Source organism: Pseudarthrobacter arbutini (genome assembly GCF_054510915.1).
The window spans coordinates 278,528-298,102 of the sequence record NZ_JBTNDQ010000003.1; the positions used below are offsets into that span (position 1 = coordinate 278,528).

Genomic DNA, 19,575 nt, shown 5'->3' on the forward strand with positions numbered 1-19,575 from the left:
TTCATATAGCAATGCTATAGGTGATAGGGTAGCGGCTATGAGTTTGGATGGCCAGCTTCCCCCCAAAATGCGTCTGTTGCGTGCAGCGGCCGAATTGCTGGCAAAGTCCGCGGGAGCATCCGTCTCCACCCGCCAGATCACGCAGCTGGCAGGGGTTACGGCGCCCACGCTGTACCACCACTTCGGTGACAAGGAAGGTCTCTTCGACGCCGTCGTCGCCGCAGGTTTTGAAGAGTATGTTGCGGGCGAAAGGGACTTCGCCCCGTCCGGAAATCCGCTGGAAGACATCCGGCGGATGTGGGATAACCACGTCCAGTTCGGGCTCAAGCAGCCGGAACTGTACCTGGTGATGTTCGGCAATATCCGCCCGGAAAGCCGCCCCGCCATCGTTGCCGATGCCGAGGCGCTCATGGAGGAGATGCTGAACAAGGCAGCGGCAGCGGGCCAGCTGAACGTCCAGCCGCGCGAAGCAGCCAGGTCCATCCTGGCCGCCAACGTGGGTGTGACCCTGATGCTGATTGCGGAACCCGCCGCCGAACGGAACCTTGAACTGTCCACCATGACCCGGGACGCCATGATCTTTGCGGTGTCTGCGGCACAGGCCGAAGGGGCCGCGCCGGAAGACTCCGGCAAGTCCTCGGTAGTGGTGGCAGCGATTGCCCTGAATGCCGCACTTCAGGCTTCGCACTCAGACCAGCTTTCAAGCTCGGAACTCAAACTGTTCCTCGAATGGCTTCACCGAATCTCCACCAGCACCTCGTCGTAAGTATCGGACCCATCCTGCGCTGCAGCAGGAATGACGGTTAGGAAAGCACATGGCAACAGAGACAGTTGCGAAACCCCGCACCAGCCTGCGGGTTCACGTCCAGAAGTTCGGGACGTTCCTGTCCGGCATGATCATGCCCAACATCGGCGCGTTCATCGCGTGGGGCCTCATCACGGCCCTCTTCATTGAGAAGGGCTGGATCCCGGTCCCTGCCCTCGGCGGCTTCGACACCAACGCCGAGGGAGTGCCCAATGTGGGCCTCGTTGGCCCCATGATCACCTACCTGCTGCCGCTGCTGATCGCCTACACCGGCGGCCGGATGGTCTACGACGTCCGAGGCGGCGTGGTGGGAGCCATCGGCACCATGGGCGTCATTGTGGGCGCCGGCATCCCGATGTTCATCGGCGCCATGATCATGGGCCCCCTCGGCGGCTGGACCATGAAGAAGATCGACCTCCTGTGGGAGGGCAAGATCCGCCCCGGCTTCGAGATGCTGGTCAACAACTTCTCGGCCGGTATCTGGGGCGCGCTGCTGGCGATGCTGGGCTTCTACGGCATCTCGCCGCTGGTCCAGGCCTTCAGCACGGCCGCCGGCAACGTGGTCCAGTTCCTGGTCAACAATGGCCTGCTGCCGCTCACCAGCATTTTCATCGAGCCCGCCAAGGTGCTGTTCCTGAACAACGCCATCAACCACGGCGTGCTGACCCCGCTGGGCATCCAGCAGTCGCTGGAGCAGGGCAAGTCCATCCTGTTCCTGCTTGAAGCCAACCCCGGCCCCGGCATGGGCATCCTGCTCGCGTACATGTTCTTCGGGAAGGGCCTGGCCAAGGGTTCGGCCTCCGGCGCAGCGATCATCCACTTCTTCGGCGGCATCCACGAAATCTACTTCCCGTACGTCCTGATGCGCCCGCTGCTGATCCTGGCCGCGATCGCCGGCGGCATGACGGGCATCGCCACCCTGGCCATCACCGGCTCCGGCCTCGTTGCGCCGGCGGCGCCTGGTTCAATCATCGCCGTGCTCGCCCAGACCTCCCGTGACAGCTACGTCGGGGTGATCCTCGCGGTGGTGCTCGCCACCTCGGTTTCGTTCCTGGTGGCCTCGGTGATCCTGAAAACCACCAAGCACAGCGACGAGGTGGACCTGAGCGATGCCACGTCCAAGATGGAAGCGATGAAGGGCAAAAAGAGCTCCGTCTCGTCGGTGCTGACCGGCGCCGGTGCAGGCGTGGGCACGGCTGTCCTGGCCGGCCCCATCAAGAACATCGTGTTCGCCTGCGACGCCGGCATGGGCTCCAGTGCCATGGGCGCCTCGGTGCTGCGGAACAAGATCAAGGCTGCCGGGTTCCCGGACGTCAAGGTCACCAATGCCGCGATCGCCAACCTCAGTGACACCTACGATGTGGTGATCACGCACCAGGACCTGACCGAACGCGCCAAGCCCGTCACGTCCAGCGCCGCGCACTTCTCGGTGGATAACTTCATGAACAGCCCGCGGTACGACGAGATTGTGGAGCTGGTCAAGGAGCACAATACCGAAGGCGCAACGCCCGACGCCGGTGCTGCCGGCACCGCAGCTGCCGCCGGCCACGGCGCGCACGTTGCCAGTGCCCCGGTGGATGCGGCACCCGCCGCTGCCAGCGGTACGGAACCCACCGCCGTCGCGCCCTCCGACATCCTCGTGGCCGACAGCGTCATCCTCAACGGCACAGCCACCACCCGTGACGCGGCCATCGACGAAGCAGGCCAGCTTCTCCTGGCCCGCGGCGCCGTGGACGAGGGCTACCTCGCGGCCATGCACGAGCGCGAGGAATCCGTATCCACGTACATGGGCAGCTTCCTGGCCATCCCGCACGGCACCAACGCCGCCAAGGACCACATCCTGAAGTCCGCGGTGTCCGTGATCCGCTACCCGGACGGCATCGACTGGAACGGTAAGCAGGTCAAGTTTGTGGTGGGCGTGGCCGGCATCAACAACGAACACCTCCACATCCTGTCCTCCATCGCGAAGGTCTTCACCGACAAGGCCCAGGTGGCGCAGCTGGAAGCGGCCACGTCCGTTGAGGAAGTCCTGGAGCTGTTCGGAAAGGTGAACGCATAGTGAAGGCGGTACATTTCGGAGCCGGGAACATCGGCCGCGGCTTTGTGGGGCTGCTGCTGCACCAGGCCGGTTATGAGGTGGTTTTCGCGGATGTCGCGGACGCGCTCATCGACCAGCTCGCGGCAGCAGACAGCTACAACGTCCACGAGGTGGGGGAGAACCCCACCGTCCGGACGGTGGACAACTTCCGCGCGCTGAACTCCGGCACGCAGGAAGCGGAGCTGGTGCGGGAAATCGCGACGGCGGACATCGTCACCACCGCCGTGGGGCCGCACATCCTGAAGTTCGTGGCCCCCGCCATCACCAAGGGCATCGCGGCGCGGGCTGCCGTGCTGGCGCCGCTGCAGGTCATGGCCTGCGAGAACGCCATCAACGCCACGGACATCCTGCGGGCCGAAGTCGCCGCCCTCTGGGACGACGCCGCCGGGTCCCTGGACGCCGCGGCGGTGTTTGCGAACACCGCCGTGGACCGGATCGTGCCCAACCAGGCGCCGGGCCAGGGCCTGGACGTCACGGTGGAGACGTTCTACGAGTGGGTCATCGACCGGACAGCGTTTGGCCATGCGGCCCCGGTCATCCCGGGCGCAACCTTCGTGGACGAGCTCTCGCCCTACATCGAGCGGAAGCTCTTCACCGTGAATACGGGGCACGCCTCCGCTGCGTACTTCGGCTTTGAGGCCGGGCTGGAAAAGATCTCCGAGGCCATGGCCGACCAGGACGTGGCGGAAGACGTCCGCGCGGTCCTGGAGGAAACCAAGCAGCTCCTTGTGGCCAAGCACGGCTTCAACAACGACGAGCAGGAAGCCTACGTCCAGAAGATCCTGGTCCGGTTCTCCAACCCACACCTTCCGGACACCGTGAACCGGGTGGGCCGCGCCCCGATGCGCAAGCTCAGCCGGCACGAACGGTTCATCGGCCCGGCTGCCGAACTGGCCGAACGCGGGATCGTGCCGGAGGCGCTCCTGGGTGCCATCGCCGCTGCCCTGCGCTTCACCGACCCCGCCGACGCCGAGGCCACCGAGCTCGCGCAGATCCTGGCGGCATCATCGGCGGCTGACGCCACGGCCAAGATCACAGGGCTGGCGCCGGAGCACCCGCTGTTCGCGGCGGTGTCCACGCTGGTGGAGGAACGCCAGGCGGAAGGGGCGAAGGCCCCGGCCTGACCCTCCACCCCCAGGACGCTCTCTCACTTCCTGCGGGTTTCCCGGAACGCTCTCTCACGTCCTGCGGGTTTTGGCCGACGCTCTCTCACTTGGATGAGAGAGCGTTGGCGTTTAAGGCACCGAAAGTGAGAGAGGGTCTCGGGGGGATAGGGTCGCAAGCCTTGTGGAATGCTGGGGAGATGACCACGAACCCCGGCGCCCTGACCGCCTTGCTGACTGCCGACGTCGACGGCGGGACCTTCCGCCTCAGGCACGCCGTGTCCGGAGACCTGCCCGCCATCGTGGCTCTGCTGGCCGACGATTCCCTGGGCGCCAGCCGCGAACTGGGCCACGGGATGGAGCCCTACGAGCGGGCCTTCGAAGCGATCGACGCCGACCCGTGCCACTTGCTGGTGGTGGGCGAGTTCGTTCCGGCTGGGGCAGCTGACGGCCGCGTCGTGGCCTCCTTCCAGCTGAGCTTCCTGCCCGGCATCTCGCGGCAGGGCTCCTGGCGCTCGCAGCTTGAGGCGGTCCGCGTGGCGGGCAGCCTTCGTGGCCAGGGCCTGGGAAACCTGATGGTGGGGTGGGCGATCGAGGAATCCAGGCGCCGCGGCTGCACGCTGCTGCAGCTGACCACGCACAAGTCGCGGACGGCCGCCCACCGGTTCTACGAGCGGCTCGGCTTTGACGCCAGCCATGAGGGCATGAAGCTCACGCTCTGACCCGGGGACGCTATGCCTTCTTGGAACCCTTGGGCACAAACAGCGTCTCGGCCTGCTCCAGGGACATGCCGTTGGTCTCCGGCACCTTGAACATCACAAAGAAGAACGACGCCGCCGCGAACAGCGCGTACATGGCGTAGGTCAGGGGCAGGGAAGCGGCGGCCATCACGGGGAAGCTGAGCGTGATGGCAAAGTTGGCCACCCACTGCGCGGCTGCGGCCAGGCCCAAGGCGCGGGCACGGATCCGGGACGGGAAGATCTCACCGAGCAGCACCCAGACCAGCGGGCCCCAGGACGCGCCGAAGCTGACCACAAAGATGTTGGCCGCCACGAGGGCCACCGGACCCCAGACGCCCGGCAGGGAGATCTCGGAGCCTGAACCGACCGCGGCGGAGAACGCCAGCGCCATGGTGCCCAGTGAGACTGCCATGCCGATGGACCCGGCCAGGAGAATGGGGCGGCGGCCGATCCGGTCCACCAGGGCGATGGCCACGAGTGTCACGAGGATGTTGGTGATGGAGGTTGCCACCGAGATGGTGAGCGAGTCCTTCTCCTGGAAACCGACGGCCTTCCACAGCGTGGTGGAGTAGTAGAAGATCACGTTGATGCCAACGAACTGCTGCAGGACGGAAAGGACGATGCCCACCCAGACCACTGCCTGCAGGCCGAAGGTCTTGCCGCGGAGCGAGCCTTTCTGGCCGGACAGCTTGTCCTCGTCGATGGCATCCTGGATCTCGCGGATGTGCCGGTCGGTGTCCTCGGACGGGGCGATGGAGTCGAACACCTTGCGGGCTTCGTCTTCCTTGCCCTGGAACACAAGGAACCGCGGGGATTCCGGGAGGGTGTAAGCGATCCAGCCGTAAACCACGGCGGGAACCGCTGCGGCGAGGAACATCCAGCGCCAGGCCTCCAGGCCCAGCCAGAAGGCCTGGTCCGCCCCGCCGGCGGTGGTGGCGAAGAGGGCATCGGACAGGAGTGCGGCGAAGATACCGGTGGTGATGGCCAGCTGCTGCAGCGACGCCAGCCGGCCACGGACCTGCCGCGGGGAAATCTCGGAAATGTAGGCCGGTGCGATCACCGAGGCCAGGCCGATGCCCAGGCCGCCCACCAGGCGCCAGAAGATCAGGTCCCAGACGCCGAAGGCGAAGCCGGTTCCTATGGCGCTGACCAGGAACAGCAGCGCGCCGAGCTTCATGGCGGGGATGCGGCCGTAGCGGTCGGCGACTTTGCCGGCGAGGAACGCGCCTGCCGCGCAGCCCAGCAGGGCGATGGCCACGGCGAAGCCGGTGATGGCCTCGGAGAGCGCGAACTCATCCTTGATGGCGTCCACTGCACCGTTCACCACGGAGGAGTCGAAGCCGAACAGGAAGCCGCCCACCGCGCCTGCGAGTGCCAGCCAGATCACCCGCTGCGGGATCTTGGCGGTGGTCTGCTCCTTGGCGGTGGGCATGTTGCTCCCTGGGTTTGGGGGTCGGGTGGATGCGGTGCGGACGTCGTCGGCTGCGGTACCGGCTCACAGGCCGGCGCACACGCGCTAAACAGTGTGGCACGTCACCGCCCGCCGTTCCACTTCGGACCTGTGCCCGCCGAAACAGAAAGACGACGACGGCGGGGTGCGCCGCCGTCGTCGTCTTCCGTCTCAGGGCAGCGGCTTAGTGCGCCGCCACAGGCTCTTTGGCGACCTTCGGATCCGTCAGCTTCTTGTTCGGCAGGGCGAAGCTGATCAGGAACGCGATCCCGGTGAGGACAGCAGCGGTGATCATCACGGTGTCGATCGCGTACGCGAAGCCCTCCGTGATGGGGCGGGTCAGCACGCTGTTGGCCGTATGGAGCCAGCTGGTGTCATTGAGCGATTCGTTCGATGCCCCGTTCTGGAAGAACTCGTACAGCTTGGCGTTGGCGGGGTCCGCGGCCACGGCCGGGTCGCGCAGAACGGCCTGGTAGTCGGCACTGGACATGGCTGACTTCATCGTTTCGGCGATCCGGCTCGCGGCCAGGCTGAACAGCATGGAGATGAACACGGCCGTGCCCACCGCGCCGCCCATGGACCGGAAGAACGCCGCGGAGGAGGTGCCTACACCCATGTCCTTCGGGGGCACGGAGACCTGCATGGCCAGCGTGAGCGGCTGCATGCAGAACCCCAGGCCCATGCCGAAGAACACGGCGATCACGCCGGGAACCCAGAGGCCCGTGTCCACGCCCAGGGACAGTCCCATAACCAGCGCGGCGGCGGTGAGGATGCCCGTACCCACGATGGGGAAGATCCGGTACGTGCCCGACGCCGAAATGGTGCGGCCCGCGGTGATGGAACCGGTCAGGATGCCGAGGGTGAAGGTGATCATCATCAGGCCGGCTTCGGTGGGCGTGAGCCCCTTGACCAGCTGCAGGTACATGGGCAGCATGGCGATGGCGCCGAACATGCCGATGCCGATGATGAAGTTCAGCAGCGAGGACAGGCCAAAAGTAGCGTTCCGGAAGAGCCGGAGCGGGATCAGGGCGTAGTCGCCGGCGCGCTTTTCAGCCAGCAGGAACCAGACGATGCCGATCGCGCCCAGGCCGTAGCAGAGGAAGGAGTTCAGTGACATAAAGCCCCAGCTGCGGCCCTGTTCCGCCACCAGGAGGAGCGGGACGATGGCGAGCGTGATGGCGGCTGCGCCGAAGTAGTCGATCTTCTGCTTCACGTGCTTGGCCGGCAGGTGCAGGAACATGAACACCACGGCCAGGGCCGCCAGGCCGATGGGCAGGTTGATGAAGAACACCCAGCGCCAGCCGTCAAAGCCCAGGATGCTGGCAGACCCTGCGAAAGCGCCGCCCACCACCGGGCCGAGCACGGAGGAGATGCCGAACACGGACATAAAGTAGCCCTGGTATTTGGAACGGTCCTTCAGGGACACGATGTCGCCGATGATGGTCAGCGCGAGGGCCAGGAGACCGCCGGCGCCCAGGCCCTGGACGCCGCGGGCGATGGCCAGTTCCGTCATGGAGTGCACGGAGCCGGCGTAGAGCGAGCCGACCAGGAAGATCACAATGGCGATCAGGTACAGCGGGCGGCGGCCGAAAATGTCGCTCAGCTTGCCGTACAGCGGCGTGCTGACGGTGGAGGTGATGAGGTAGGCGGTGGTGGCCCACGCCTGGAGGGACAGCCCGTCGAGGTCGTTGGCGATGGTGTAAATGGACGTGGACACGATGGTCTGGTCCAGGGATGCCAGGAACATGCCCAGCATGAGCCCCACCATCACCGTGACGATCTGACGCTGTGTCAGGGTTTCGCCGGCGGCACGCACAGCGGTTGTTTTGGACATGGCTACTCCAGGAAAGAAAAAGGGATAACGCTCGATAGTTGCTTTCAGTAACTATGTTAGTTCGCGTTTCATTCCCGCAGCCAGATCTTTCTTCCGGACGGGCAGCCCCCGCCCGGGCCCCCGCCCGAACTGGAGGACCCAAATCAGCGCTCCACGAGGATGCCGTCCGGATCGCACCAGACGGTGACACCGGGACGGAAGGTCACGCCGTCGAGCACTACGTCCACGTCAACCTCACCGGCGCCGGCCTTGGCGCTCTTGCGCGGGTTGCTGCCTAGCGCCTTGACGCCCAGATCCAGTTGGGCGATCGCCTCGCGGTCGCGGATGGCGCCGTTAATCACGACGCCGGCCCAGCCGTTCGCCACGGCGCTCTCGGCGATCATGTCCCCCATCAGGGCTGTGCCCAGCGAACCGCCGCCGTCCACCACCAGCACGGCGCCATTGCCGGGGGTGGCCAGGGTGGACTTGACCAGGGCGTTGTCCTGGAAGCAGCGGATAGTCCGAACCGGGCCGCTGAAGTGTGAACGGCCGCCGAGGGACTGGAACTGGAGTGAAACGGACGCCAGGTCCTCGCCGCGCTCATCGTACAGATCGGCGGTGTTGACGGGGCTGTTGGTGTTGCCAGCAGATGCGGTCATTGGATCTCCAGGTGTTGTCGTGGCGGGCTCCGCGCTTCCTTAGCCGCACAAGTTGGGCTCCGAATAACAAAGCGGGGCGGTGCAGCCCACGATAGTCTGATTTTCAGCATCACCAACCGTTCCAGGGGGAACCAGCCATGAGCCTGTCCGACACACCCGCAGTACCGGATCCCAGCGCCGCATCGGCTCCCGAAGCGGGAGCGGAAGGCCCGACGGCGGCACTCGCCGAGCCGACGCAGAGGGTCACTGCGCGCTGGGTGACCGGCTTGGTGCTGGTCAATGTTGGCATCAATGCCGCGTTCTTCGGGCCCATCAACATCTTTATCAGCCAGCAGGCCATTGGCGTCGACGAGGCCAACAAGGAAGCCATCCTGTCCCTTGTGCTTGGGTGCGGCGCCGCCGTATCCCTGGTGGCCAATCCGCTGTTCGGGGCGCTGTCCGACCGGACGGTCTCGGGTTTCGGCCGGCGTTCCCCCTGGGTCCTGGCCGGTGCCGTCCTGGCCACGGCAGCGTTGCTGGCGTTGTCCGGGGCCACGGCTGTTGCCCTGATGGTGCTGTTCTGGTGCCTGGTCCAGCTGGGCGCCAACGCGGCCTATGCGGCCATCACCGCCGCCATCCCGGACCGGGTGCCGGTGCTGCAGCGCGGCGGAGTGGGGGGACTGGCGGCCCTGGGCCAAACGGCGGGCATCCTCCTGGGCGCAGTCTTCGGGGCGGTCGTGTCGGGAAACTTCATGGTGGGGTACGCGATGTGTGCGGCCGCCCTGCTGTTCTCCGTGGTGCCGTACCTGTTCCACCGGAATGACCCGCCGCTGCCCAGGGAGCTCCGGCCGCCGTTCTCGTGGGGCAGCTTCCTCCGTGGCTTCTGGATCAGCCCGGCCCGCCACCCGGACTTCGCCTGGGCCTGGCTCACCCGCTTCCTGGTCAACGTCTGCAACCAGCTGACCATTGTCTACCTGATCTTTTTCCTCGGGGACGTCCTCAAGCTTGAGAACCCGGCGCTGGGAGTCCTGATCCTGACCGGCATTTATGCGGTGTTGGTGATGGTTACTGCGGTGATTGCGGGGCCGTGGAGCGACCGGGTGGGCAAGCGAAAGCCCTTCGTCATCGCCTCCTCCGTCATGATCGCCATGGCGGGCCTCACTATGGCGTTCTTCCCCGTGTGGACCGGCGCCCTGGTTGGGGCCGGCATCCTGGGTATCGGCTTCGGCGCCTACCAAGCCGTTGACTTTGCGCTGCTGACGCAGGTGCTGCCGCAGGCCGCCGACCGCGGCAAGGATATGGGGGTCATTAACGTGGCCGCCTCGCTGCCGCAGGTGTTCGCGACAGGCCTCGCTTTCCTCGCGGTGACGCACTTCGGCGGGTACGTCACGCTGTTCATTACGGCCGCCGTGATCGGCCTGCTGGGCGCCGTGTTCGTGGTCAAGATCAAGGGCGTCGCCTGATTCCGGCATTTGCCTGTGCCGTATAGTTGAGGCGGACTGCAGGCACACGGGATGGGGACTCTCCCTGCCGCTGCACCATAAGTACACAACCCCGGAATCCTGATGCCCGAGACCCTTTCAGCCCACCCGTCCATGGCCGCCCGGCCCTCCACGCCGCGCCAGCGGCTGCGCTACACGCGCGTCCTTGATTCTGCCGCAGGGTTTGCCCGCAAGGGGTTGGAGTCGGTGGACCTCGCGGAAATTTCGGAAAAGTCGGGCGTGCCGCTGGGCACCGTCTATCGCTATTTCCCCACGGCCAACCACCTGATGCTGTCCCTCTACCGCCAGCAGCTGGACGAGCTTCAGTCGCGGGCCCGCACTTCGACGGCCAGCTTCGGCGGCCGGGCCCTCACTGGCGTGGTGATGGAGATCTTCCATATGCGGGTGATGCAGCCTGCCGTTGAGCAGTGCCTGAGCCGCTGCGTGTACCTCAAGGACAAGGACACCACGGCACTCCTGCATGAAATCGATGCCTTGAGCGAAACAGCTGTGGCCACCGCCTCCGACGACGCCGTGGCGGCCCGGGTGCTCCTGCTGACCGTCACTGGTCTGGTCCAGTCCGTCCGCAACCGCCGGCTCTCGCTGTTTGAGGCCGAAGAAGACCTCAAAAAGGCCTGCACCCTGCTTGCTCCGGTGGCTGCGGGGGCCCGCGGGGCCCACCGATCGGCGTAACTGGTCTAGACCAATCGGCCAATAAATACGTCTTTATGCCGTGACGTGGGTCACAAAACGGCCTGATTAAACGATTTGGCACACTCCTCGACGTCCAAATGCACTTTTTGGCCCGCTAGCGCTGATTATTATGGCAGGACCGGAGTGGCTGGCAACCAGCATCTGCAAGGGCTTCACCCCGGGCCCGCCACCATTGGGCCCACGAAGCGCCGAATATGACCACCTTGAGCCTCCCTGTGCTTGAGCCTTTCTGCGCCGTGCGCCCACGGCTAGCCCCAGGAGACAACGACGTGTCCATTGACGTAATCGCACCCACCGACAATTCAGCAGCCACTGCCCTGAGCGAGGCCGAGATCTTCGACGCCCACCAGGGCGGGAAGCTCTCGGTGACCAGCACGGTCCCGCTGTCCAACAAGCGCGACCTGTCCATCGCCTACACCCCCGGTGTGGCCGAGGTCAGCCGCGCCATCCACAACAACCCGGAACTCGCCAAGACCCTCACCTGGGCGCAGCGCCTGGTGGTTGTGGTCAGCGACGGTACCGCAGTGCTGGGTCTGGGCAACATCGGCGCCGCCGCCTCACTGCCCGTGATGGAGGGCAAGTCCGCCCTGTTCAAGACCTTCGGCGAGCTGGATTCCATTCCCCTGGTCCTGAACACCACGGACGTTGACGAGATCGTGGAAACCCTGGTCCGTCTTCGCCCCAGCTTCGGCGCCGTCAACCTTGAGGACATCTCGGCCCCCCGGTGCTTCGAGCTGGAAGAGAAGCTGATCGAGGCACTGGACTGCCCGGTCATGCATGATGACCAGCACGGCACCGCGGTGGTGGCCCTCGCCGCCCTGACGAACGCCGCCAAGGTCACCGGCCGCGAACTCGCAGACCTCCGTGTGGTGGTTTCGGGCGCCGGAGCCGCTGGCATCGCCGTCGCCGAAATCCTGCTCGCCGCCGGCATCACGGATGTTGTCCTGCTCGACTCCAAGGGCGTCATCAACCGGGAGCGGGCGGACATCGCCGCCGACCCGCAGAGCAAAAAGTCCCAGATGGCGCAGCGCAGCAACCCCCGCAGTGTCACGGGTGGCCCGGGCGAAGCGCTGCTCGGTGCAGACGTGTTCATCGGGGTTTCCTCCTCGAAGCTGGACGAGGCACATCTGAAGCTGATGAAGGCCGGCTCGATCGTGTTCGCCCTCTCCAACCCGGACCCCGAAGTCCTGCCCGAGGTGGCCGCCAAGTACGCCGCTGTAGTGGCCACCGGCCGGAGCGACTTCCCTAACCAGATCAACAACGTCCTGGCCTTCCCTGGAATCTTCCGCGGCGCGCTGGATGCCGGTGCCCGCCGGATCACGCCCGCCATGAAGCTTGCCGCAGCACGAGCCATTGCCGAACTCGCGGAAGCTGACCTTTCGGTGGACTACATTGTGCCCAGCCCGCTGGACCCGCGTGTTGCCCCGGCAGTGACGGCCGCCGTGGCCGCCGCCGTGGAAGCCGAGTAACCTCCGCCGCCACAACCTGACATAACGCTCGACGGCGGTGCCTCCTCGCGCAGGGGAGACGCCGCCGTCGGGCGTTAAGCTGCCGGGCTCACCGCTGCGCCGCCCTAAACTGGGGCTCATGAACTCCGAAACCGTGGTGAGCATCCTGTGCGGCCTGGCGATCCTGGTGGGTGTGGCCGGCACCATCATCCCCATCCTGCCCGGCAGCTTCCTGATCGGGCTCAGCCTGCTGGCGTGGGCCATCTGGGGTGGCGCCGGGACCACGGGCTGGGTGGTCTTCGCGATGGGAATGGTGTTTGTGCTGGCCGGTATGGCTGCCAGCGCCGTGCTGACCGGACGGAAGCTCAGGGAGCACAGCATTCCCAACCGCAGTGTGGTGATCGGCCTGACAGCGGGTGTGGCCGGCATGTTCGTCATCCCGGTGGTGGGGCTTTTTGTGGGTTTCGCCGTGGGACTGCTGCTCAGCGAGTTCCTCCGCACCCGGAACTTCGGCACCGCAACGTCCACCAGCTGGGCCGCCCTGAAGGCCACCGGCCTAGGCATGCTGGTGGAGTTCGGGTTGGCGTGCCTGGCGGCCAGCACCTGGGTGATCGGGCTCTGGGTCGCGGCGGCCACGTAGGGCTTCCACGTAGGTCCGCCACGTAGCATGGAGAGATGACCGCGGGGGATGCCAGAGGACCGATCTACCGGGACACCCGTGACCTGACGCCGTTCGGGCACGTCCACTTGCAGACCCCCGTCCGGGAACTCGCCGGCAGTGTGGGCGGGCTGATCCACGGAGTGCTGGGCGGCCGGGATGCCGCGCTGATTGCCGTGGACGGCGAGGTCCCCAGGCTCAAGCGGATGCCGGGCAAGGCGCCCAAAGCAGTCCACGATGCCATCTTCACCAGCAGGGAACCGGAGCGGCTCATCGCCGTGGGGCGCGCTTATCCGGGCTGGGCGGGGCTCTGCTCCGTTATGGCCGGGCTCCTGGCGTACCAGCACGGCGGCTACCTGCGCGCGTCCGAACTCCTCCAGCGCGGCCTGTCCATCAGGAACGACGACGACGCCAACCAGTATGCGGCCACGTACCTTACACGGGTGGTCACCCGGGTGGAGGTTGCCGAACGCATCGAAGTCCCAGTGCTGTTCAGCCAGGAATCAGTCTTCCTGGCCCTGTCGCACTCCCTGCGGGAGACGGGCCAGCTGGAAGCCGCGCTGCAGACGGTGGCCGGGCTGCCGCCGTCGTTGCCTTCAGCCTTGGCCCGCTGCGCACTGGCGTTCGCGCTGGGACGCGACAAGGAAGTGGTGATCTGGACGGAGGGGCTGCTGAACTCCGACGACCTCTCGGCGGCCCTGCTGCTGCTCCGCGGGCGTGCGCTCCGGCGGCTCGGCGCCCACGCAAAGGCGCACGAAGCCCTGAAGGAGGTGCTCCGCCGTCGGAAAACGGACGTGGTGCTCCGCAACGACGCCCTCACCGACCGTGCCCTGCTGGTGCTCGACAACGGCCGCAAATCCCTCAACCCGCGGGACTGGCTCCGCGGCCGGCCGGCGGAGCTGGAAACGTTCGAAGTCATCCGCAAGGACATCGACGAGCGCCGGCTGTGGGAGCAGGAGTGGGAAAACCTGGACGGGAAATAGGCTTCGGGTGCGGGCGGCCTTAGGGACCTGCCTGGTGGCGTTGCCTTGTGGACTTGCCTTGTGGACCAGGCCGCCCCGGAGTACAACGGAGGCATGAGCGACGCAGTCCGGTCCTGGATGGAAAAGTACATCGCGGCGTGGACCTCCAACGACCCGGAGGACATCAGGGCGCTGTTCACCGAGGAAGCCGTCTACGCCACCCGGCCGCACGATGCCGACGCATGGCGGGGCCGCGAGCAGATCGTGGCCGGCTGGCTGGAGGCGCGGGACGACCCCGGGAACTGGACCTTCGACTGGACACTGTTGGGGGCGGATAGCGGGCTGGGGACCGACGGCGGGCTGGCCTTTGTGCAGGGTTTCACGGACTACCTTGGTGATAGTCCCAGCTACGACAACCTGTGGGTCATCCGCCTTGAACCGGACGGTCGGGCGTCGGAGTTCACGGAATGGTTTATGGAGCGCAAGGCCTAGGTTTGCTGCGTGAGCCCGGCAACCAGCGGAACCAGCTGCTCTGAGAGGAGCACCACGCCGAGGGCAACCATGATGATGCCGCTGGCCAGGGTGACTGTCCGCGCGGCGCCGGGCCGGGACTGCAGGAGTTTTCGGGCCAGCAGCGCCACGCAGGTGTAGACGGTTCCGGCCAGCAGGACAAACGTCAGGCCCAGCAGGCCGGACTGGACGGGGACCGGGAGGGAGGCCTCCGGGCTGACGAACTGCGGCACCAGCGCCACGTAGAACAGCAGCCCCTTCGGGTTGATACCGCTGGTGCCCATGCCCTGAAGGAAGGTGCGGAGCTGGTTGGCGGGCTTCCCGACGGCGTCTGCCGCACTGAAGGAGGCCCCGCGCCAGGAGCGGAGGGTGCTGATGCCCAGCCACAGCAGGTAGCCCGCGCCGGCCACGGTCAGCCAGCCCAGGACGCCGGGCAGGCCGGACAGCAGGGCCGCGAGGCCTGCCACCATCAGCAGTGTGTGCAGGAGGTAGCCGCCGCAGAGTCCGGCCACGGCCGGGACGAAGCTGCGCTGCCGCAGCCCGGCGGTGATGGAGTAGGCCCAGTCCACGCCGGGGGTGCAGGCGAGGGCGACTGCCACCAGCACAAAGGCGAAAAACAACTGGGGATTCATGGCGGGCTCCTGTCCGATTAGGTACAGGACAAACCTTATGAAGTTTCCGGCCATAAGTGCTTACCCTTTTCGCTCAGTTCGAGTCTGAATTGGTAAGATATTTGCGTGATTGACCATATTGACAGAAACATTTTGCGCCACCTCAAAGAGGATGGCCGGATGACCGCAACGGCGCTGGCCGCGAAGGTCGGGCTCACGGTGGCGCCATGCCACCGGAGGCTCCGGGATTTGGAGACGTCGGGCGTGATCCGCGGGTACAAGGCGGACATCGATCCGGCCGCCGTCGGGTTGGGTTTTGAGGCCATTGTCTTTGTGACTCTGCGCCAGGTGGACCGCTCCACCATGGAGATCTTCGAGAACCGGGTGGCGGACAATCCCAACATCGTGGAGGCACAGCGGCTGTTCGGCTCCCCGGACTATCTGCTGAAGGTCATCGCCGAGGACCTGCCCGGCTACCAGCGCTTCTACGACGCCGAGCTCACGTCACTGCCCGGGGTTGAGCGGCTGACGTCCACGCTGGTGATGAAGAACATCAAGTCCAATGCGGGCCCGCCGCTTTAGCGCTTGTGCCCTTGAGATGCGTCCGTCCTGCGTTGCCTCAGTCCGTGGGGCGGACGTGGACGATGATCACCTGGGTGTCCTTGCCGCCGTCGTACCGGAGGTCGTAGTTCACGTCCAGGCCCGTTGACGTACCCGACGTGATGGAGAAATTAGTCTTTCGTTCCGGGTCCCGCTGGGCGCCGGCGATCCAGCGTTCTGCCGAGTCGCCGTCAATCCCGTACCGCGCCACACCGTCCCGGATGAGCTCAAAATACTCGTCAGGAGAGCCAGCTGTGAGGAAGTAAGTGACCTCGCTGAAGTCCGGCCGCTTGTTCGTGGTGTTCAAGCGGATGCGGTCCGTTTCCCCACTGATCTCGCCGCTCGGAGCAACGATGGTGAGCTTGATCTTTCCCGAGTCCCTGGTGTTGATCTCGGGCCCATAGCTGTCTTCCGTGACCCGGACAGCAGCCTTTTCCAGCTTTCCCGAACTCATGTCCAGCCGTGCGGTCTTGGAGTCACGGATCCGGTCAACGCCGGCAGCGTCGAGGGTGGAAAATTCCGAGGTGCTCATGGTGCTCCCTTGAGAGGTCGGTTCGTTCGTGGTGCCACTGATCTGGCAGCCCGTCAGGGCGAGGCAAGCGGAAAGGGCGAGGAGTACGACCGCGGGATGGCGCCTCTGGCGCCGAGGTGCGGTTGGGCATGTGCCATTCACTGGTGGACCTCCGCGCCGAAGCCATCCACAAAGCGGTCCATGATGCCGGGGATGTTGTTGGTGGGGCGGTGCTGCTCCACGCGGTCGTTGAAGTCCGAACCGATAATCTGCTCCGCACGTCCCGGATCCGTCGCAAGGAGGTTCTGGTATGCCGGGAGGGTGTCCTGCCGGATGAGCTCCCACCGCTGGTCCGCGTTGGAGATGTTCCCATCTGGGAAGCCGGTGGTGAAGTCGGTGCGGAACTGGGTGGGGTTGTCCCAGTTGGTGAAGGGCACGTTTTCCGGGCCGGGGCTCTCCACGCTGAAGGTGTAGGGAAAGACTTCCGGGTAGTTCTTTGCGCCCGGGATGGACGGCTCGCCAGCTAACGTGACCATGTACGTCACGGCCTCTCCGCCAGGGTGGTTCCGCATGTCGTCGTAGTCGTCCGCGATGATTTCGTTCTGCTCGCGGTACAGGAGGGCGGTGTTGCCTTCCTGGATCAGGTCCGGGTCGCCGGAATCGATCTTCGCCCATTCCTCGGCGGTACCCGTATCGATGGCACCCGAGTCCCGCAGTCTATTGATCTCCTCGATTCCGCCGTTCATGTAGGCCTCATGTTGGCGGGCTTGGTCCAGGAAGATCTCCTTGTTCATATCCAGCATGCTGGTCTCGTAGTAACGGATCTCCTGGTCGGTCATGCCGGCGAGCTGTTCGATCTGGTCAAGGATGGGGAGCGGGATGTCCGAGGCCGGATTGTCCGCGATCTGCTGGGCGAGGTCCCGCAGCATTGCCATGTCCTTAAAACCGCCCGCGAAGGACGGGCCGATCATGTTGGCCATACCGGCCCACTGCAGGTCCGGGCTGGAGAGGTATGCCTGGCCGTAGAAGTCGTAGACCTTCTTGATGGTCTCCCAGTTGTGTTCTGTGCCTTTGGAGGTGTCCCAGCTGGCGGGGTCGATGCCCATGTCCAGCATGGCCTGGTTGTTCCAGTAGTCGCTGAGGAAATCCGCGTATTCCTCGGAGCTTTTGTCGATCAGCCCCGAATCGGCGGCCGCATCCATGGCGGCCTTTGCGGCCTCGGGGTTTTCAAGCGCCCACTGCCTGAATTCCTCGCTGCCGAGGTAGGACTGGCGTTCTTCGGGGGTCATGCCGATCAGCCGGTCCGTCAGGTCCTGGGCAGCGCCGTTCCCGGAACCGCTGCCACCACTCCCGGAGCCGCTGCCCGAGCCAGCCCCGTCGCTGGCCTTCTCCTGCTCGTCGGCGTTGGCGAGCACCGTCTTGGAGGCCGACTCCAACCCTGCCGTTGCGGACTTCAGCAGCTTCATGTGCGATGACGTCCAGTCGCTGCGGAAGCGCTCGCCGTCGTGCCCTTTCCAAGCGCCTGTGCCGATGACGCTGCTGAGCTGCTGGCCGAGCACGCTCAACCTGGTGGCGCCGCCTGCCAGGTCCTTGGCGAGCTGCCGCAACTGGGCAACGTCGCCGCCGTAAAAGTTTCCCGCCATATTTCCCCCTGAATGGATTCCCGTGCCAGCCTAGCTGCGATGCGTCCGCGAGGGCGATGGGGAGAGCTCCCCGTGCGGGGTCGAGTGCGGGCCCGGAGAGACGGAACTCAGTCCTGCAACAGTCCGGTGGTCCGGTACGGGATGACTTCCCGCAGGAACATGCTGGTGGACGTCCGGACAATGCCGGGGCAGAGCCTGATCTCTTCGGACACGCGGTAGAGGTCGTCCGGGCTGGTGGCCACCACGCGGATCAGCAGATCGGTGTCGCCGGCAGGCGCATGGCATTCCAGGACCTCGGGGATTTCTCGCAGGGCCGCGATGGCTTCGTTGAGGTGGCTCTGGTCCAGTTCGGCGCTGACGGCCGCGGCCACACCCCTGCCCAGGGCGGAGGGGAGCACGCGGCTGCTGTTGGGACGGAGAGCGCCCGACGCCGTCATCCGCTCCAGGCGCGACTGGACGGTCCCGCGCGCCAGGCCCAGCCGCTGGGCCAGCACCATGATGGGGACGCGCGGGTCCTCGTCCAGGGCATTGAGGATGCGCTTGTCCGTGGCGTCCAATTGCTGCAATCTGATCAGTTCCTGTCGGAGCTTGTGGTCCCTATTGGTCAGACTGACCAACGAAATGCTTGCTAGTTGTGCCAACTGTATGGCGTCTGCTCAAATTGTGGCAACAAGGGTTGAGGCTACCGCCGAATCCCGCAGGCTACAGGAACTCCGGCACACCACCCGGCAACTGGACACCGCCTCCCGCAAGGAGGACGCCTCTGATTGACACTTTGTTCACACCACGGTCATTCTGCACACACGGCAAGAGCCCCTGAGCCACCGACGTCGGATCCCCGAAGTCATCGGTAGCTGAGGGGCTCTTGTGCTGCCCCGGACTAGGGTTGGTCCATGACCCCTGCCGGCCGCTTTGCCCCCAGCCCCTCCGGCGAACTGCATGTAGGAAACCTCCGCACCGCGATTCTCGCCTGGCTGTTCGCCCGGTCCACGGGACGCGACTTCCTGCTGCGCGTCGAGGACCTCGACCGGGCGCGGGCGGGCGCGGAGGCGGAGCAGCTCCGCGATCTGGAGGCCGTGGGCCTGACGTGGGACGGCGCCGTCGTGCGCCAGACGGACCGCGGCGCCGTCTACGCCGAAGCGATCGGCCGGCTGGCTGCTGCGGGCCTCACCTACGAATGCTTCTGCACGCGCCGCGAAATCCAGGAGGCGCCGTCCGCGCCGCACGCGCCGCAGGGCGCCTATCCGGGCACCTGCCGGGACCTCGATCCTGCCGAGCTGGAGTTCAAACGCTCCACCCGGCCGGCTGCCATTCGGCTCCGCGCCGAGGTTGCGGAGTACACCGTACGGGATGTGCTGCACGGTGATTTCACCGGCGTGGTGGACGATTTTGTCCTGCGCCGCAACGACGGCGTGACTGCCTACAACCTGGCCGTCGTGGTGGACGACGCCGCACAGGGCGTCGACCAGGTGGTGCGGGGCGATGACCTGCTGCCATCCACGCCGAGGCAGGCATATCTTGCGTGGCTCTTGAATATTCCTGTCCCGGAATATGCGCATGTGCCGCTGGTGGTGAATTCCGACGGCGCCCGGCTGGCCAAGCGCGACGGCGCCGTGACGCTGGCCGATCTCGCCCGTGCCGACGTTTCCGCCGCTGACGTGCGGAACCTCATCCTGCAGTCCCTGGGGCTGCCGGCCGGGACGCTGCAAAACGCACTCGCGGAGTTCCGCCCGGCGGACCTCCCGCGGGAACCGTGGGTCTGGACCGGCCCCTAAGCAGCGCGCGAACGG

Annotated in this window: 19 protein-coding genes; 12 read left to right on the plus strand and 7 right to left on the minus strand. The window is 65.9% G+C overall.

The window, feature by feature from the left end; genetic code table 11:
• The first annotated feature begins 37 nt into the window (after positions 1-37).
• The 4 genes from ACX80V_RS05260 to ACX80V_RS05275 all read left to right on the plus strand — a co-directional run bounded on the left by ACX80V_RS05260 (position 38) and on the right by ACX80V_RS05275 (position 4,728).
• The gene (locus tag ACX80V_RS05260) at positions 38-766 is read left to right on the plus strand and encodes a TetR/AcrR family transcriptional regulator (RefSeq protein WP_252599625.1); all 729 of its coding nucleotides are present in this window, start codon (positions 38-40) and stop codon (positions 764-766) included.
• A gap of 49 nt (positions 767-815) precedes the next feature.
• The gene (locus ACX80V_RS05265; protein WP_485842260.1) at positions 816-2,864 is read left to right on the plus strand and encodes a PTS mannitol transporter subunit IICBA; all 2,049 of its coding nucleotides are present in this window, start codon (positions 816-818) and stop codon (positions 2,862-2,864) included.
• Positions 2,864-4,027, plus strand: coding sequence for a mannitol-1-phosphate 5-dehydrogenase (locus ACX80V_RS05270; protein WP_485842261.1), 1,164 nt, complete (start codon positions 2,864-2,866; stop codon positions 4,025-4,027). Before ACX80V_RS05265 ends, ACX80V_RS05270 begins: the two co-directional genes overlap by 1 nt.
• Before the next feature lie 179 nt (positions 4,028-4,206).
• On the plus strand, positions 4,207-4,728 hold the full coding sequence (locus ACX80V_RS05275; RefSeq protein ID WP_485842262.1) for a GNAT family N-acetyltransferase: 522 nt from the start codon (positions 4,207-4,209) through the stop codon (positions 4,726-4,728).
• A gap of 10 nt (positions 4,729-4,738) precedes the next feature.
• On the opposite strand, the gene ACX80V_RS05280 is transcribed toward ACX80V_RS05275, so the two are convergent.
• The 3 genes from ACX80V_RS05280 to rraA form a co-directional block, all read right to left on the minus strand.
• Positions 4,739-6,178: a sugar porter family MFS transporter gene (locus tag ACX80V_RS05280; protein ID WP_485842263.1), complete on the minus strand. Its 1,440-nt coding sequence runs from the start codon at positions 6,176-6,178 to the stop codon at positions 4,739-4,741.
• Between the two features lie 202 nt (positions 6,179-6,380).
• Positions 6,381-8,030: an MDR family MFS transporter gene (locus ACX80V_RS05285; protein WP_485842264.1), complete on the minus strand. Its 1,650-nt coding sequence runs from the start codon at positions 8,028-8,030 to the stop codon at positions 6,381-6,383.
• A gap of 143 nt (positions 8,031-8,173) precedes the next feature.
• On the minus strand, positions 8,174-8,668 hold the full coding sequence (gene rraA / locus ACX80V_RS05290) for a ribonuclease E activity regulator RraA (protein WP_252599619.1): 495 nt from the start codon (positions 8,666-8,668) through the stop codon (positions 8,174-8,176).
• A gap of 137 nt (positions 8,669-8,805) precedes the next feature.
• Between rraA and ACX80V_RS05295 the strand changes: the two genes are divergently transcribed.
• The 6 genes from ACX80V_RS05295 (at position 8,806) to ACX80V_RS05320 (ending at position 14,402) form a co-directional block, all read left to right on the plus strand.
• The gene (locus ACX80V_RS05295; protein ID WP_485842265.1) at positions 8,806-10,110 is read left to right on the plus strand and encodes an MFS transporter; all 1,305 of its coding nucleotides are present in this window, start codon (positions 8,806-8,808) and stop codon (positions 10,108-10,110) included.
• A 102-nt stretch (positions 10,111-10,212) separates the two neighbouring features.
• Entirely contained in the window at positions 10,213-10,821 is a 609-nt protein-coding gene (locus tag ACX80V_RS05300) for a TetR/AcrR family transcriptional regulator (protein ID WP_485842266.1), read from the plus strand.
• Between the two features lie 290 nt (positions 10,822-11,111).
• Complete coding sequence (locus ACX80V_RS05305) at positions 11,112-12,311, plus strand: NAD(P)-dependent malic enzyme (protein ID WP_485842267.1); 1,200 nt, start codon at positions 11,112-11,114, stop codon at positions 12,309-12,311.
• Positions 12,312-12,429: 118 nt separating this feature from the next.
• Positions 12,430-12,930, plus strand: a complete 501-nt coding sequence (locus ACX80V_RS05310; RefSeq protein ID WP_485842268.1) for a DUF456 domain-containing protein — start codon at positions 12,430-12,432, stop codon at positions 12,928-12,930.
• A 35-nt stretch (positions 12,931-12,965) separates the two neighbouring features.
• Positions 12,966-13,931 (plus strand): hypothetical protein, encoded by a 966-nt coding sequence (locus ACX80V_RS05315; RefSeq protein WP_485842269.1) that lies wholly within the window; start codon positions 12,966-12,968, stop codon positions 13,929-13,931.
• A 93-nt stretch (positions 13,932-14,024) separates the two neighbouring features.
• Positions 14,025-14,402: a YybH family protein gene (locus tag ACX80V_RS05320; RefSeq protein WP_485842270.1), complete on the plus strand. Its 378-nt coding sequence runs from the start codon at positions 14,025-14,027 to the stop codon at positions 14,400-14,402.
• Here the strand turns inward: ACX80V_RS05320 and ACX80V_RS05325 are convergent.
• On the minus strand, positions 14,399-15,052 hold the full coding sequence (locus ACX80V_RS05325; RefSeq protein ID WP_254749773.1) for a LysE family translocator: 654 nt from the start codon (positions 15,050-15,052) through the stop codon (positions 14,399-14,401). The genes ACX80V_RS05320 and ACX80V_RS05325 overlap by 4 nt on opposite strands.
• Positions 15,053-15,157: 105 nt before the next feature.
• Between ACX80V_RS05325 and ACX80V_RS05330 the strand changes: the two genes are divergently transcribed.
• Positions 15,158-15,613 carry an Lrp/AsnC family transcriptional regulator gene (locus tag ACX80V_RS05330; protein WP_083510350.1) on the plus strand — a complete coding sequence of 152 codons (456 nt, stop codon included), beginning with the start codon at positions 15,158-15,160 and terminating at the stop codon, positions 15,611-15,613.
• Positions 15,614-15,650: 37 nt separating this feature from the next.
• Here the strand turns inward: ACX80V_RS05330 and ACX80V_RS05335 are convergent, their stop codons facing one another.
• From ACX80V_RS05335 to ACX80V_RS05345, 3 genes are all read right to left on the minus strand, one after another.
• Positions 15,651-16,163: a hypothetical protein gene (locus ACX80V_RS05335; protein ID WP_485842271.1), complete on the minus strand. Its 513-nt coding sequence runs from the start codon at positions 16,161-16,163 to the stop codon at positions 15,651-15,653.
• Between the two features lie 137 nt (positions 16,164-16,300).
• Complete coding sequence (locus ACX80V_RS05340; RefSeq protein WP_485842272.1) at positions 16,301-17,785, minus strand: WXG100 family type VII secretion target; 1,485 nt, start codon at positions 17,783-17,785, stop codon at positions 16,301-16,303.
• A 107-nt stretch (positions 17,786-17,892) separates the two neighbouring features.
• Positions 17,893-18,351, minus strand: a complete 459-nt coding sequence (locus ACX80V_RS05345) for an Lrp/AsnC family transcriptional regulator (protein WP_181037261.1) — start codon at positions 18,349-18,351, stop codon at positions 17,893-17,895.
• Positions 18,352-18,678: 327 nt separating this feature from the next.
• Between ACX80V_RS05345 and gluQRS the strand changes: the two genes are divergently transcribed.
• Positions 18,679-19,560, plus strand: coding sequence for a tRNA glutamyl-Q(34) synthetase GluQRS (gene gluQRS / locus ACX80V_RS05350; protein WP_485842273.1), 882 nt, complete (start codon positions 18,679-18,681; stop codon positions 19,558-19,560).
• Positions 19,561-19,575 lie beyond the last annotated feature (15 nt).

Bases quoted from the DNA above. Each gene is read 5' to 3' on its own strand.
- ACX80V_RS05260 (WP_252599625.1), top strand. From the start codon at position 38: ATGAGTTTGGATGGCCAGCTTCCCCCCAAAATGCGTCTGTTGCGTGCA.
- ACX80V_RS05265 (WP_485842260.1), top strand. From the start codon at position 816: ATGGCAACAGAGACAGTTGCGAAACCCCGCACCAGCCTGCGGGTTCAC.
- ACX80V_RS05275 (WP_485842262.1), top strand. From the start codon at position 4,207: ATGACCACGAACCCCGGCGCCCTGACCGCCTTGCTGACTGCCGACGTC.
- ACX80V_RS05280 (WP_485842263.1), bottom strand. From the start codon at position 6,178: ATGCCCACCGCCAAGGAGCAGACCACCGCCAAGATCCCGCAGCGGGTG.
- ACX80V_RS05285 (WP_485842264.1), bottom strand. From the start codon at position 8,030: ATGTCCAAAACAACCGCTGTGCGTGCCGCCGGCGAAACCCTGACACAG.
- rraA (WP_252599619.1), bottom strand. From the start codon at position 8,668: ATGACCGCATCTGCTGGCAACACCAACAGCCCCGTCAACACCGCCGAT.
- ACX80V_RS05295 (WP_485842265.1), top strand. From the start codon at position 8,806: ATGAGCCTGTCCGACACACCCGCAGTACCGGATCCCAGCGCCGCATCG.
- ACX80V_RS05300 (WP_485842266.1), top strand. From the start codon at position 10,213: ATGCCCGAGACCCTTTCAGCCCACCCGTCCATGGCCGCCCGGCCCTCC.
- ACX80V_RS05310 (WP_485842268.1), top strand. From the start codon at position 12,430: ATGAACTCCGAAACCGTGGTGAGCATCCTGTGCGGCCTGGCGATCCTG.
- ACX80V_RS05315 (WP_485842269.1), top strand. From the start codon at position 12,966: ATGACCGCGGGGGATGCCAGAGGACCGATCTACCGGGACACCCGTGAC.
- ACX80V_RS05320 (WP_485842270.1), top strand. From the start codon at position 14,025: ATGAGCGACGCAGTCCGGTCCTGGATGGAAAAGTACATCGCGGCGTGG.
- ACX80V_RS05325 (WP_254749773.1), bottom strand. From the start codon at position 15,052: ATGAATCCCCAGTTGTTTTTCGCCTTTGTGCTGGTGGCAGTCGCCCTC.
- ACX80V_RS05335 (WP_485842271.1), bottom strand. From the start codon at position 16,163: ATGAGCACCTCGGAATTTTCCACCCTCGACGCTGCCGGCGTTGACCGG.
- ACX80V_RS05340 (WP_485842272.1), bottom strand. From the start codon at position 17,785: ATGGCGGGAAACTTTTACGGCGGCGACGTTGCCCAGTTGCGGCAGCTC.
- gluQRS (WP_485842273.1), top strand. From the start codon at position 18,679: ATGACCCCTGCCGGCCGCTTTGCCCCCAGCCCCTCCGGCGAACTGCAT.